General features: G+C 64.8%; 9 protein-coding genes. 4 read left to right on the forward strand and 5 right to left on the reverse strand.

What is annotated here, in order from left to right:
- Nucleotides 1-67: 67 nt before the first annotated feature.
- A complete protein-coding gene (locus WS66_RS22270) occupies nucleotides 68-2,932 on the reverse strand; it encodes a 2-oxoglutarate dehydrogenase E1 component (RefSeq protein ID WP_059608555.1) in 2,865 nt (954 codons plus the stop codon).
- Between the two features lie 317 nt (nucleotides 2,933-3,249).
- Entirely contained in the window at nucleotides 3,250-5,076 is a 1,827-nt protein-coding gene (gene typA / locus WS66_RS22275; RefSeq protein ID WP_059467636.1) for a translational GTPase TypA, read from the reverse strand.
- A 323-nt stretch (nucleotides 5,077-5,399) separates the two neighbouring features.
- Here typA and WS66_RS22285 point away from each other — a divergent pair, with 323 nt between their 5' ends.
- From WS66_RS22285 to WS66_RS22300, 4 genes are all read left to right on the forward strand, one after another.
- Nucleotides 5,400-5,891 carry a MarR family winged helix-turn-helix transcriptional regulator gene (locus tag WS66_RS22285; RefSeq protein WP_059608556.1) on the forward strand — a complete coding sequence of 164 codons (492 nt, stop codon included), beginning with the start codon at nucleotides 5,400-5,402 and terminating at the stop codon, nucleotides 5,889-5,891.
- A gap of 87 nt (nucleotides 5,892-5,978) precedes the next feature.
- The gene (locus WS66_RS22290) at nucleotides 5,979-7,475 is read left to right on the forward strand and encodes an efflux transporter outer membrane subunit (RefSeq protein ID WP_059608557.1); all 1,497 of its coding nucleotides are present in this window, start codon (nucleotides 5,979-5,981) and stop codon (nucleotides 7,473-7,475) included.
- A 52-nt stretch (nucleotides 7,476-7,527) separates the two neighbouring features.
- Nucleotides 7,528-8,745 (forward strand): HlyD family secretion protein, encoded by a 1,218-nt coding sequence (locus tag WS66_RS22295; protein ID WP_059608558.1) that lies wholly within the window; start codon nucleotides 7,528-7,530, stop codon nucleotides 8,743-8,745.
- A gap of 27 nt (nucleotides 8,746-8,772) precedes the next feature.
- Nucleotides 8,773-10,332, forward strand: a complete 1,560-nt coding sequence (locus tag WS66_RS22300) for a DHA2 family efflux MFS transporter permease subunit (RefSeq protein ID WP_059608559.1) — start codon at nucleotides 8,773-8,775, stop codon at nucleotides 10,330-10,332.
- 90 nt (nucleotides 10,333-10,422) lie between these two features.
- On the opposite strand, the gene truB is transcribed toward WS66_RS22300, so the two are convergent.
- The 3 genes from truB to infB all read right to left on the reverse strand — a co-directional run bounded on the left by truB (nucleotide 10,423) and on the right by infB (nucleotide 14,802).
- Nucleotides 10,423-11,355 carry a tRNA pseudouridine(55) synthase TruB gene (truB, locus tag WS66_RS22305; protein WP_059608560.1) on the reverse strand — a complete coding sequence of 311 codons (933 nt, stop codon included), beginning with the start codon at nucleotides 11,353-11,355 and terminating at the stop codon, nucleotides 10,423-10,425.
- A gap of 14 nt (nucleotides 11,356-11,369) precedes the next feature.
- Nucleotides 11,370-11,690, reverse strand: coding sequence for a 30S ribosome-binding factor RbfA (gene rbfA, locus WS66_RS22310; protein WP_374109553.1), 321 nt, complete (start codon nucleotides 11,688-11,690; stop codon nucleotides 11,370-11,372).
- 190 nt (nucleotides 11,691-11,880) lie between these two features.
- Nucleotides 11,881-14,802: a translation initiation factor IF-2 gene (gene infB, locus WS66_RS22315; RefSeq protein ID WP_059608562.1), complete on the reverse strand. Its 2,922-nt coding sequence runs from the start codon at nucleotides 14,800-14,802 to the stop codon at nucleotides 11,881-11,883.
- Between the last annotated feature and the right edge of the window lie 6 nt (nucleotides 14,803-14,808).

Below are 14,808 nucleotides of genomic sequence, written 5' to 3' on the forward strand. Positions count from 1 at the left end.
CGACGCGCCCGGCAGGCCAAAAGACACGGGAAAGCGCAGCGCGCCTTCCCGTTTCGCTTGACGTCGGTTATTTCGCGATCGATGCGCTCTTCAGGCGGCCGAACGCACCTTCGATGAGGGCCTTCTGCTGCTCGTAGTGCTTCGCGTAGTAGCCAACCGCCGGCGAGGCCGAAGCCGGACGGCCGCTGTATGCCAGCTTCTGCCCTTCCTTCATGCCTTCCTTCAGGTGGTGCTCGACGTAGAACCAGGGGCCCTGGTTCTGCGGCTCGTCCTGCACCCAGACCACTTCAGTCGCGTTCTCGTACTTCTTCATTTCGGCTTCGAACTGCTTGTGCGCGAACGGATACAGCTGCTCGATCCGGATGATCGCGACGTCGTTCGCCTTCGCTTCGCGGCGGTGTGCGACGAGGTCGTAATACACGCGGCCCGAGCATGCCAGCACGCGCTTGACCTTCTTCGCGTCGATGCCGCCGTCGGTTTCGCCGATCACCGGCTGGAACGAACCCTTCGCGAGTTCCGACAGGTCCGACACCGCTTCCTTGTGACGCAGCAGCGACTTCGGCGTTGCGACGATCAGCGGCTTGCGGAACAGACGGATCATCTGGCGACGCAGCAGGTGGAAAATCTGCGCCGGCGTCGTCGGTTGAACGACCTGCATGTTGTGATCGGCACACAGCTGCAGGAAACGCTCGATACGCGTCGACGAGTGTTCCGGACCCTGGCCTTCGTAGCCGTGCGGCAGCAGCATCGTGAGACCCGACACGCGGCCCCACTTCACTTCGCCCGACGAGATGAACTGGTCGATCACGACCTGCGCGCCGTTGACGAAGTCGCCGAACTGGGCTTCCCACAGCACGAGCGTGTTCGGCTCGGCGGTCGAGTAACCGTATTCGAAGCCCAGCACCGCTTCTTCCGACAGCACCGAGTCGATCACCGTGAACTTCGCCTGGCCTTCAGCGATGTTCTGCAGCGGCACGTACGTGCCGTCGTTCCAGCGCTCGCGGTTCTGGTCGTGCAGCACCGCGTGACGGTGCGTGAACGTGCCGCGGCCCGAGTCCTGGCCCGTCAGACGCACCGAGTAGCCCGATGCGACGAGCGAAGCGAATGCGAGGTGTTCGCCCATGCCCCAGTCGAGCGGCTGGTCGCCGCGCGCCATGTTGCGGCGGTCGTTGATCACGCGCTCGACGAGCGGGTGGACCTTGAAGTTTTCGGGGACCGTCGTGATGCGTTCGCCGAGGCGCTTCAGTTCGGCGAGCGGCACGGCCGTATCGGCTGCATCCGTCCACTTGCGGTTCAGGAACGGAACCCAGTCGACCGCGTACTTGCTCTTGTAGTTCGACAGAACCGGATCGACGGTGTGGTGGCCGTCGTCCATCGCCTTGCGGTACGCCTTCACGTAGTTGTCGGCGTCTTCCGCGGTGATCACGCCCTGCTGCACGAGCTTCTCGGCGTACAGCGCACGGGTGCCCGGGTGCTGCGCGATCTTCTTGTACATCAGCGGCTGCGTGACCGCCGGCGTGTCCTGCTCGTTGTGACCCAGCTTGCGGAAGCAGACGATGTCGATCACGACATCCTTGTGGAACTGCATCCGGTAGTCGATCGCGATCTGGATCGCGAGCACGACGGCTTCCGGATCGTCGCCGTTCACGTGCAGCACCGGCGCTTCGATCATCTTGACCACGTCGGTACAGTACAGCGTCGACCGCGCGTCGCGCGGGTCGGACGTCGTGAAGCCGATCTGGTTGTTGATGACGATGTGCAGCGTGCCGTGCGTGCCGTAACCGCGCGTCTGCGCGAGGTTCAGCGTTTCCATCACGACACCCTGGCCAGCGAAGGCCGCGTCACCGTGGATCTGAACCGGCAGCACCTGCAGGCCGTCTTCGTCGCCGCGACGATCCATCCGTGCCTTCGCCGAACCTTCGACCACCGGGTTCACGATTTCGAGGTGCGACGGGTTGAACGCGAGCGACAGGTGGACCGGGCCGCCTTCGGTCGACACATCCGACGAGAAGCCCTTGTGGTACTTCACGTCACCTGCCGGCAGGTCGTCGACGTGCTTGCCTTCGAATTCGGCGAACAGGTCGGCCGGCATCTTGCCCAGCGTGTTGACCAGCACGTTCAGACGGCCGCGGTGCGCCATGCCGATGATGATTTCCTGCACGCCGGTCTTGCCTGCGTGCTGGACGACTTCGTCCATCGCCGCGATGAAGCTTTCGCCGCCTTCGAGCGAGAAGCGCTTCTGGCCGACGTACTTGGTGTGCAGATAGCGCTCGAGGCCTTCCGCTGCCGTCAGGCGATTCAGGATGTGCTTCTTCTTGTCGATCGAGAAGGACGGCGTCGCGCGGGTCGATTCCAGACGCTCCTGCCACCAGCGCTTCTGCTCCGGATCGCTGATGTACATGTATTCGGCGCCGATCGTGCCGCAGTACGTGTCACGCAGGCCCTTGACGATGTCGCGCAGCGAAGCCTGGTCGAAACCGAAATACAGGTTGCTTGCGCTGTACGTCTGGTCGAGGTCGCCTTCGGAGAAGTCGTAGAACGCGGGTTCGAGTTCGGGGATGGCGGGACGTTCGCGACGCTTCAGCGGATCCAGATTGGCCCATTGCGAGCCGAGGAAGCGATATGCGCTGATGAGGGACTGGACGTGGACCTGCTTGCGCGCGGTCGCCAGATTGCTCGTGCTTTCGCGCGGGATGAAGGCATTGGCCTTCGCACGCTCGGCAAACGATTCGACGATCGGGAAATGAGCAACGTCATTGGCATTCGAGCCGTCGGTTGCAGGCACGTTCTGCAGCGCGTCGAAATACTCTCGCCAATTCTCCGGCACCGATGCCGGATTGTTGAGGTATGCATCGTACAGTTCTTCAACGTACGAAGCATTGCCGCCGAACAGATAGGAGTTCAGCTGAAACTGCTTCATTACATCTGACATTTTACGCTCACCTTTCTTCGAGCTTCTCGAGAAATAGCGGGTTACTCAACCTTCCGCGACACGGCCTGACCGTTTAGCGGATTGCGAATCAAGTCTTGCTTGGAAGGACCTAAAACTTGCGTGCGCGCAGCATATCACAGAACCGATACCGGAGTTCACGACGAAATGTGCCTGAAAGCACCGCGTGGCGGCGTTTCGCCGGATTGCCACGACGCGCGGGAACAGTGTTTTGCAACCCGCCCGATTGCACACTGCGCAGATGCAAAAAAGGCCGCCCAGGGGCAGCCTTTTTCGTCATGAACGGGAACAGCCGATGCTTAGTCGACCGCGCCTTCGCGGCTCGCGCGGCGACGCTCGTGCTCCTTCAGGAAGCGCTTGCGCAGACGGATCGACTGCGGCGTCACTTCCACGAGCTCGTCGTCGTCGATGAATTCGACCGCGTATTCGAGCGACATCTGGACCGGCGGCACGAGACGCACGGCTTCGTCGGTACCCGACGCACGCACGTTGGTCAGCTGCTTGCCCTTGATCGGGTTGACGACGAGGTCGTTGTCGCGGCTGTGGATGCCGATGATCATGCCCTCATACAGCGCGTCGCCCGGCTTCACGAACATGCGGCCGCGATCCTGCAGCTTCCACAGTGCGTACGCCACGGCAGCGCCGTCGTCCTGCGAGATCAGCACGCCATTGCGGCGCTCGAAGACCGAACCGTCCTTGACCGGTGCGTACGAGTCGAAGATGTGACTCATCAGACCCGTGCCGCGCGTAAGCGTCAGGAATTCGCTCTGGAAGCCGATCAGGCCACGCGCCGAGATCTTGTACTCCAGGCGCGTGCGGCCGCGGCCGTCCGATGCCATGTCGAGCATTTCGCCCTTGCGGCGACCCAGCTCTTCCATCACGCCGCCCTGATGCTCGTCCTCGACGTCGACGGTCAGCAGCTCGTACGGCTCGTGCCGCACGCCGTCGATTTCCTGCATCACGACGCGCGGACGCGACACGGCCAGCTCATAGCCTTCACGGCGCATGTTCTCGACGAGAATCGTCAGGTGCAGTTCGCCGCGACCCGACACTTCGAACACCGTTTCGTCGCCCGTGTCCTTCACGCGCAGCGCGACGTTGTGATTCAGTTCCTTCATCAGACGATCGCGGATCTGGCGGCTCGTCACGAACTTGCCTTCGCGGCCGGCCAGCGGCGACGAGTTGACGAGGAAGTTCATCGTCAGCGTCGGCTCGTCAACGGTGATCATCGGCAGCGCTTCCGGCGTATCGACCGCGCAGATCGTCGCGCCGATGCCGACGTCTTCGATACCGTTGATCAGCACGATGTCGCCGGCTTCCGCCGACTCGACCTGCACGCGCTCGAGGCCCTTGAACGACAACACCTGGTTGATCTTGCGGTTCAGCACGTCGCCTTCCGGCCCGAAGCGCATCACGACCGGTTGACCCGGCTTGATGCGGCCGCGCGTGATGCGGCCGACGCCGATCCGGCCGACGTACGTCGAATAGTCGAGCGACGTGATCTGGAGCTGCAGCGGCGCTTCCGGATCGGCCGGGCGAACCGGCACGTGCGCGAGAATCGCCTCGAACAGCGGACGCATGTCGCCTTCGCGGGTCGCCGGATCGAGCGACGCGTAGCCGTTGAGGCCCGATGCGTAGACGATCGGGAAGTCGAGCTGCTCTTCGGTCGCGCCAAGCTTGTCGAACAGGTCGAAGGTCTGGTTGATGACCCAGTCGATCCGCGCGCCCGGACGGTCGATCTTGTTGATGACGACGATCGGCTTCAGGCCGAGCGCGAGCGCCTTCTTCGTGACGAAGCGCGTTTGCGGCATCGGGCCCTCGACGGCGTCGACGAGCAGCAGCACCGAGTCGACCATCGACAGCACGCGCTCCACCTCGCCACCGAAGTCCGCGTGCCCCGGCGTATCGACGATGTTGATGTGCGTGCCTTCGTATTCGACCGCGCAGTTCTTCGCGAGAATCGTGATCCCGCGCTCTTTTTCGATGTCGTTCGAGTCCATCACTCGCTCGGCAATCTGCTGGTTCTCGCGGAAGGTGCCGGACTGGCGGAGCAGTTGGTCGACGAGCGTGGTCTTGCCGTGGTCGACGTGAGCGATGATGGCGATGTTGCGAAGGGCGCGGGTCATAGAAACCTGGAAATCGTTGAACGCGCAAACGCGCACGCTCGTCAGTCACCGGGACACGTGCGCGCGCGTTGCAGCTTGGAAACCACAAATTATAGCACGTGAGAGTGGCGAGAGCCGGACTGTTCGTTGCAGCGCAACAAACGACCCCGCCCCGCCGCTGCCCCGCTCGCGACCAACGGGCCCGGCGGCAAGCCGAAGACCCTGACGCAGATAAGGGAATTTCGGGCCACGGAGCGCGCCCTCGCCCGTTCGATTAACATTTGCCGCGGCAAGCAATTGTGCCTATACTGCTGCCTAGTCAACTATTGCAGCTTCAGGGTTTTATGTCGGATTCTCCTTCCCAATCGCCTGTTTCGCCGCTGTCTTCGTATCAGATGAACGACAGCGTCGGTTATCTGATGTCGCGCGTGAAATCGGTGATGACCAACCTCGTCACGCAGCGCACGCAGGAAGAGCTCGGCATCACGGGCACGCAGGCGAGCATGCTGTTCATGATCGCGGTCGGCAAATGCTCGACGGCCGCCGAGCTCGCTCGGGAATACGGGATCGACGCGAGCGCGGTCACGCGCCTGCTCGATCGGGTCGAGAAGCGCGGCCTCCTGTCCCGCGTGCGCAGCATCGAGGATCGGCGGGTCGTGCGCCTCGAGCTGACCGACGAAGGCCGCGCGCTGGCGGAGCGGCTGCCGCCGGTGTTTCGCAGCGTGCTCGACGAGCTGCTCGACGGCTTTACGCCGGAAGAAGTCGGTTTCCTGAAGAGCATGCTGCGCCGCATTCTCAGCAACTATTGCGAGACGGCCGGCGGCACCATCACGTAATAGTTGCCATAACAATTACTTTTGACAGATTAATGTAAGGAAATCCTTGCAGTGTCCATCATTCATTCCGAGTCAGAAAACAGCGCGATGAAATCCTCCCCGTTGTCCCTGCGCGCCGGGTCGTGCCGCGCCGCCGTCGCCGCTGCCGTCGCCGCGCTGGCGCTGGCGGGCTGCGCAAACTACATCGGCATCAAGAGCGACAAGCAGATCGCTCCCGCGTCGCAATTCGAAACCGCCCAGAGCCTGCCCGCCCAGGGCGGCCAGTGGCCGGCGCTCGACTGGGCAAACCAGTTCGGCGATCCGCAGCTGCCGAAGCTGATCGACGAGGCGCTCCAGGGCAGCCCGTCGATCGCGCAGGCACAGGCGCGCATCGCGAAGGCGTCGTCGTACATCGAATCGTCGCGCTCGAACCTGATGCCGAAGGCCGAAGCCAGCTACTCATGGACGCGCGAGCTGTATTCGTCGAACGCGCTGTTTCCGCCCCCGTACGGCGGCCAGTGGTACAGCGAGAACAACGCGCTTGCGAGCGCGTCGTGGGATCTCGACCTGTGGGGCAAGAACCGCGAGCGCCTGCATACGGCCGTGTCGCAGGAAAAAGCCGCCGAAGCCGACATGCAGCAGGCGCGCATCACGCTCGCATCGTCGGTCGCCCGCACCTACAACTCGCTTGCGCAACTGTACGCGCTGCGCGACATCGCGCAACGCGAGATCACCAACCGCCAGACGGTCGGCAAGATCACCGACGGCCGCGTGTCGGCCGGCCTCGACACCAACGTGGAGCGCCAGACCGCGCGCGGCAACATCGCGACGACCCAGGCGTCGCTGTCCGACCTCGACGGCCAGATCACGACCGTGCGCTACCAACTCGCCGCGCTGCTCGGCAAGGGGCCGGACCGCGGGCTGCAGATCGCCGCGCCGGTGATGAACCCGACAGGCGAAATCGCACTGCCCGGCAACCTGCCGGCCGACCTCGTGTCGCGCCGCCCTGACCTCGTCGCCGCGCGCTGGCAGGTCGAGGCGGCGATGCACGACGTGAAGGAGGCAAAGGCCGAGTTCTTCCCGGACGTGAACCTCGCGGCAGGCTTCGGCTTCGATGCGTTCGGCTGGGGCAAATTCCTGAACTTCGCGAGCCGCCAGGCGCAGTTCGGCCCGGCCGTCCATCTGCCGATCTTCGATGCCGGCGCATTGCGCGCACAGCTCAAGGGCCGCTATGCGGACTTCGACCTGTCGGTCGCCAACTACAACCAGACGCTGATCAACGCGCTGAACGACGTCGCCACCCAGGTCGCGTCGATCCGCGCGGTCGATCGCCAGATGGACGACGCGCAGCGTGCGCTCGACGCGTCGACGCGCGCGTACGACCTCGCCGTGATCCGCTACAAGGCCGGCCTGTCGCCGCAGCTGCAGGTGCTGACCGCGGACAGCAACCGTCTCGCATCGGAACAGACCGTGACCAACCTGAAGATGCGCCGGCGCGACATGCAGCTCGCGCTGATCAAGGCGCTCGGCGGCGGGTTCGACGCGACCGGCACGCGGCTCGCCGCGCCCGACGCCGACCAGCACACGAAACAGGCCGCCAACTGATCCGGCGCCACCACTACGCAGACACTCGAAATAACGGACGGAGAAAATCGCCATGAGCGACCCTCAACAAAATGCCGCCAGCGCCCAGCCGCAGAACAACGGGAAGCGCAAGCGGATGATGACGCTGCTGATCGCGGTCATCGTGATCGCGGCCATCGCGTATGGCCTGTACTACTTCCTCGTCGCGCGCTTCCATGAAGAGACCGACGACGCATACGTGAACGGCAACGTCGTGCAGATCACGCCGCAGGTCACCGGCACCGTGATCGCCGTGAAGGCGGACGATACGCAGACGGTCAAGGCCGGCGATCCGCTCGTCGTCCTCGATCCGGCCGATTCGCAGGTCGCGCTGCAGCAGGCCGAGGCCAACCTCGCGCAGACGGTGCGCCAGGTGCGCGGCCTGTTCGTCAACGACGACCAGTACCGCGCGCAAGTCGCGCTGCGCCAGTCCGACCTGTCGAAGGCGCAGGACGACCTGCGCCGCCGGATGGCCGTCGCGCAGACGGGCGCCGTATCGCAGGAAGAAATCTCCCATGCACGCGACGCGGTGCGCGCCGCGCAGGCGTCGGTCGACGCGGCGCAACAGCAGCTCGCGTCGAACCGCGCACTGACCGCGAACACGACGATCGCATCGCACCCGAACGTGTTGGCCGCGGCGGCGAAGGTTCGCGACGCGTACCTCGCGAACGCGCGTAACGTGCTGCCCGCGCCGGTCACAGGCTATGTCGCGAAGCGCTCGGTGCAGGTCGGCCAGCGCGTGTCGCCCGGCAACCCGCTGATGTCGGTCGTACCGCTGAACGCGGTGTGGGTCGACGCCAACTTCAAGGAAGTCCAGCTCAAGCACATGCGCGTCGGCCAGCCGGTCGAGCTGACGGCCGATATCTACGGCTCGTCGGCGGTCTACCACGGCAAGGTCGTCGGCTTCTCGGCCGGCACGGGCTCGGCGTTCTCGCTGCTGCCGGCGCAGAACGCGACGGGCAACTGGATCAAGGTCGTGCAGCGCCTGCCGGTGCGCATCGAAATCGATCCGAAGGACCTCGAGAAGCACCCGCTGCGCATCGGCCTGTCGATGCAGGTCGACGTCGACATCAAGGACGAGCGCGGCGACCAGCTTGCGAACGCGCAGAACACCGTCTACGAGACGAACGTGTTCGCGAAGTATGGCGACGAAGCCGATGCCGAGATCGCGCGCATCATCGCCGAGAACGCCGGCGGCAACGCGCCGGCCCCGGCCGCGGCGAAATCGACCAACGCCGCCAAGATGATGTAACGGTTCCGACTCCGGAAAACTACCGACATGGCACAGGCTCCTGTCTCCCACCCGCCGCTGCAAGGCGGGCAACTCGTGCTCGGGACGATCGCGGTATCGCTCGCGGTGTTCATGAACGTGCTCGACACGTCCATCGCGAACGTCGCGATCCCGACCATCTCGGGCGACCTCGGCGTGTCGTCCGACCAGGGCACGTGGGTCATCACGTCGTTCGCGGTCGCGAACGCGATCTCCGTGCCGCTCACGGGCTGGCTGACCGACCGGTTCGGACAGGTTCGCCTGTTCCTCGCGTCGATCATCCTGTTCGTCATCTCGTCGTGGATGTGCGGCCTCGCACCCAGCCTGCCGTTCTTGCTCGCGTCGCGCGTGCTGCAGGGCGCGGTCGCCGGGCCGATGATTCCGCTGTCGCAATCGCTGCTGCTGTCGAGCTACCCACGCGCGAAAGCGCCGATGGCGCTCGCGCTATGGTCGATGACGACGCTGATCGCGCCGGTCGCCGGGCCGATTCTCGGCGGCTGGATCTCGGACAACTATTCGTGGCCATGGATCTTCTACGTGAACATCCCGGTCGGCATCGCCGCCGCGCTCGCCACGTGGTCGATCTATCGGACACGCGAATCGACGGTGCGCCGCGCGCCGATCGACGGGATCGGTCTCGCGCTGCTCGTGCTGTGGGTCGGCTCGCTGCAGATCATGCTCGACAAGGGCAAGGATCTCGACTGGTTCGCGTCGACGACGATCATCGCGCTCGCGCTGATCGCACTCATCTCGTTCGCGTTCTTCGTGATCTGGGAGCTGACTGCCGAACACCCGGTCGTGGACCTGTCGCTGTTCCGGATGCGCAACTTCACGGGCGGCACGATCGCGCTCGCGGTCGGTTACGGCCTCTACTTCGGCAACCTCGTGCTGCTGCCGCTCTGGCTGCAAACCCAGATCGGCTACACGGCAACCGACGCAGGCCTGGTCATGGCGCCGGTCGGACTGTTCGCGATCCTGCTGTCGCCACTGACCGGCAAGTTCCTGCCGCGCACGGATCCACGCTACATCGCGACCGCCGCGTTTCTCACGTTCGCGCTGTGTTTCTGGATGCGCTCGCGTTACACGACCGGCGTCGACGAGTGGTCGCTGACGTTGCCGACGCTCGTGCAAGGCATCGCGATGGCGGGATTCTTCATTCCGCTCGTGTCGATCACGCTGTCCGGCCTGCCCGGCCACCGCATTCCTGCGGCATCGGGCCTGTCGAACTTCGTGCGGATCATGTGCGGCGGTATCGGCACGTCGATCTTCCAGACCGCGTGGGATCACCGCAACAACTTCCATCACGCGCAACTGGTCGAGCAGACCAACGTGTACAACCCGACGTTCAACCAGGCCGTCACGCAGATGGGCAACCTCGGGCTGACGCCGGACCAGGCGCATGGCCTCATCAACAACATGGCCACGCAGCAGGCCGCGCAGCTCGGCGTGAACGATCTCTTCTACATCTCGGCGGCGATCTTCGTGCTGCTGATCGGACTGATCTGGATCACGAAGCCCGAACGCGCGGGCGGCGGCGATGCGGGTGCGGCCGCGTCGGCTGCACACTGAGCCGGCCCGCGCCCCCACACGCTCACGCAGCAAAAAGCCCGGTCGAGACCGGGCTTTTTTTCGTTTCGATGGGCGCCAGCGCGCCGTGCATCATTGAGCCGTCACGACGAGACGTTCAGGCGCAAGCACGCCGTTTGCCTTGCGGGCGACGCCGAGCAGCCGCACCTCGTCGTACACGCGCACCCGCTCGCCTTCTGCCGCGTCGATCGGATCGAGCGCCGACAGCGGCAGACGCTGGCCATGCAGGAACCGCTTCGCGCAGGCTTCGTCGAGACGCACCAGCGGAAACGTCGACAGCAGCGCGTCGACCGGCTGAAGCCACGCATCGCGCGCTGTTTCGGCGGCGTCGGACAGCGCGTCCAGCGTCACCGCATGCTCGAGCGTCAGAGCGCCGACGCCCGTGCGACGCAGCATCGTCAGATGCGCGCCGCAACCGAGCGCTTCGCCGATATCCTCCGCCAGCGTGCGCACATACGTACCCTTGCTGCAAGTCACGCGAAACGTCACGTCCGGTAGTTCGCAGGCCAGCAGGTCGAGCGCATGGATCGTCACGTTGCGGCCTTCCCGTTCGACGGTCTGGCCCGCGCGCGCATATTCGTACAGCGGCTTGCCGTCGCGCTTGAGCGCCGAATACATCGGCGGCACCTGCACGATCTCGCCGGTAAAGCGAGCGAGCGCCGCCTCCACCGCAGTCCGGTCGCATTCGACGGCGCGCGTGTCGAGCACGTCGCCTTCAGCATCGCCGGTGGTCGTGCGCACGCCGAGGCGCATCGTCGCTTCGTAGGTCTTGTCCGCTTCCAGCAAGTCCTGCGAGAACTTCGTCGCCTCGCCGAAGCACAGCGGCAACAGACCCGAGGCCAGCGGATCGAGCGTGCCGGTATGGCCGGCTTTCTTCGCGAGAAGCAGGCGCTTCGCGCGAATCAGGGCGTCGTTACTCGACAGGCCGACCGGCTTGTCGAGCAGGAGGACGCCGTCCAGCGCGCGCCGCGGCACGCGTGGACGCTGAGGAGCTGCAGTCGTCATCGGGGCACGCGCGCTCACTCGTCCTTCGCAGGCGCGTCGGCTTCGTCGTCGTCCTTCGCGCGCGTCGAGTTGGCTTCCTTGATCAGGCGCGACATTTCCACCGCCTTTTCGATCGTCTGGTCGTAATGGAAATGCAGCGTCGGCACCGTATGGATGTGCAGGCGCTTGAACAGCAGGTTGTGCAGGTGACCCGATGCGTGGTTCAGCGCTTCCTGCGTCTTCTCCGGATCGCCGGTGAGCGCCGTGAAATAGACCTTCGCGTGCGCGTAGTCCGGCGTGAGCTCCACACTCTGGATGGTCACGATGCCGATGCGCGGGTCCTTGACCTCGCGCATGATGAGTTCGGACAGATCGCGTTGAATCTGGTCTGCAATCTGAACGTTGCGATTGGGGGAAGTACGTTTCCTGGACATGATCGATCCGTGATCCGTTTATCAGGATAAAGCGGCGCGCTGTTGGCACGCCACCATGAAAATGGGCGGGACAGGCTCAAGCCTGCCCCGCCCACGAGCCGATACGCGATGATTACAGCGTACGTGCGACTTCAGTCACTTCGAAGACTTCGAACTGGTCGCCTTCGATGACGTCGTTGAAGTTCTTCACCGACATACCGCACTCGAAGCCTTGCTTGACTTCCTTCACGTCGTCCTTGAAGCGCTTCAGCGATTCGAGTTCGCCCGTGAAGATCACGACGTTGTTGCGCAGCACGCGAACCGACGACGAACGCTTGACGATACCGTCGGTGACCATACAGCCGGCAACCGTACCGACCTTCGGCACCTTGAACACCTGGCGCACCTCGACCATGCCCGTCACGACTTCGCGCTTCTCCGGCGCCAGCATGCCCGACATCGCCGCCTTCACCTCATCCACTGCGTCGTAGATGATGTTGTAGTAGCGAATGTCGATACCGTTCGCTTCGGCCAGCTTGCGCGCCTGTGCATCCGCACGCGTGTTGAAGCCGATGATGACCGCCTTCGATGCCGTCGCGAGGTTGACGTCGTTTTCGCTGATGCCGCCCACCGCGCTGTGCACGATCTGCACGCGCACTTCGTCGGTCGACAGCTTGAGCAGCGACTGCACGAGTGCTTCCTGCGAGCCCTGCACGTCCGCCTTAATGATGAGCGGCAGGTTCTGCACTTCGCCTTCGCCCATCTGCTCGAGCATGCTTTCCAGCTTCGCGGCCTGCTGCTTCGCCAGCTTGACGTCGCGGAACTTGCCCTGGCGGAACAGCGCGATTTCGCGCGCCTTGCGCTCGTCCGGCAGCACGATCACTTCCTCGCCTGCACCCGGCACTTCCGACAGACCCTGGATTTCGACCGGGATCGACGGGCCGGCTTCCTTCGTCGGCTTGCCGTTCTCGTCGAGCATCGCACGCACGCGGCCATAAGCCGTGCCTGCCAGCACGATGTCGCCACGGTTCAGCGTACCGGACTGCACCAGGATCGTCGCGACCGGGCCCTTGCCCTTGTCCAGCTTCGCTTCGATCACGATGCCCTTGGCCGGCGCCTCGATCGGTGCCTTCAGTTCCAGCACTTCGGCCTGCAGCAGCACGTTCTCGAGCAGGTCGTCGATACCGGCACCCGTCTTCGCCGACACCGGCACGAACGGCGAATCGCCACCGTATTCTTCCGGCACGACGCCTTCCGCGACCAGTTCCTGCTTGACGCGGTCCGGGTTCGCTTCCGGCTTGTCGATCTTGTTGATCGCCACGACGATCGGCACGCCACCCGCCTTCGCGTGAGCGATGGCTTCCTTCGTCTGCGGCATCACGCCGTCGTCGGCAGCCACTACCAGCACGACGATGTCGGTCGCCTTCGCGCCGCGTGCACGCATTGCCGTGAACGCCTCGTGACCCGGCGTATCGAGGAACGTGATGACACCGCGCGGCGTTTCGACGTGATATGCGCCGATGTGCTGCGTAATGCCGCCCGCTTCGCCCGCTGCAACCTTCGCGCGGCGGATGTGGTCGAGCAGCGAGGTCTTGCCGTGGTCGACGTGACCCATCACGGTGACGACCGGCGGACGCGGCAGTTGCTCCGCATCGGTACCGGTCTCGCCTTCGACCAGCAGTGCTTCCGGATCGTCCAGCTTCGCGGCGACCGCGCGGTGACCCAGTTCCTCGACGACGATCATCGCCGTTTCCTGGTCCAGCACCTGGTTGATCGTGACCATCTGGCCCATCTTCATCATCACCTTGATGACTTCGGAGGCCTTGATCGACATCTTGTGTGCAAGATCGGCAACCGAGATGGTTTCCGGCACGTGCACTTCACGCACGATCGGCTCGGTCGGTGCCTGGAACGTCGATGCGCTGTCCTGGTGACGGCCGCGACCCTTCGGGCCGCCGCGCCAACCGCGGTCGACGCCACCGCTCGAATCGCCGCGCGTCTTGATGCCGCGGCGCTTGGCCGCGTCGTCCTGCCAGCCGCCCTTGCCGCCGCCCGGCTTCTTGTTGCGGTCGCCCGCGCCTGCCGGTGCCTGCGTCGTCGCCGGCGCTGCGCCGGCCGGCTTCTTCACGGCCGGACGTGCCTGCGCGCCTGCGCCTGCCGGCTTGGCCGGCTTGTGCAGCGTGCCCTTCGCTTCGGCCGGCTTCGGCGGTTCCACCGGCTTCGGCGGCTCGACTGCCTTGACCACGGCCTTGCGCGGCGTGTTCATCATTTCGCGGATCGCGCGCGCTTCGGCCTCGGCCGCCTCGCGACGCTTGCGAATCTCTTCCTGCTCGGCCCGCGCCTTGTCGGCCGCCTCGCGGGCAGCGTCCTCGGCCTTCTTCGCCGCTTCACGCTGGGCCGCACGTTCGGCGGCCGCACGTGCTTCGTCCTGCGCGGACTGCGCACCGGTTGCTTCCTGCTTGGCTTCAGCGGCCTGCTGCGCCGCAGCCTGCTGTGCCGCTGCGGCTTCGGCGGCAGCGCGCTTCGCCGCTGCTTCTTCCTCGGCACGGCGGCGCTCGGCTTCGGCCGCTTCCTCGCGGGCACGGCGCTCGGCTTCCTCGCGCTCGAGGCGTTCCTGGCGCTCGCGCAGTTCCTGCGCCTGCTTTTCGAGCAGCTCGGCCTCGCGGCGCGCTTCTTCCTCGCGACGCTTCAGATCCGCATCGTCATCCGCTTCGGCGACTTGCGCCTGACCCTGCTCCGCACCCTCGGCCACGTCGTCGCGCTTGACGAACGTACGCTTCTTGCGGACCTCGACCTGAATGGTGCGAGCCTTGCCCGTCGCGTCAGACTGCTTGATCTCCGACGTATGCTTGCGGGTCAGCGTGATCTTGCGCTTGTCGCCGTCGGTTGCGCCGTGCGACTTGCGCAAATGATCGAGCAGACGCGCCTTGTCCGCCTCGGACAGCGCATCGTCTTCACTCGCTTTCTGGACGCCCGCTGCCTGCAGCTGTTCGAGCAGCACACCAGCAGGCATTTTCAGTTCCGCGGCAAATTGGGCTACGTTGTTACTCGCCATTCATTC

The organism is Burkholderia sp. LA-2-3-30-S1-D2, from assembly GCF_001523915.2.
Taxonomy (GTDB): Bacteria; Pseudomonadota; Gammaproteobacteria; order Burkholderiales; family Burkholderiaceae; genus Burkholderia; species Burkholderia diffusa.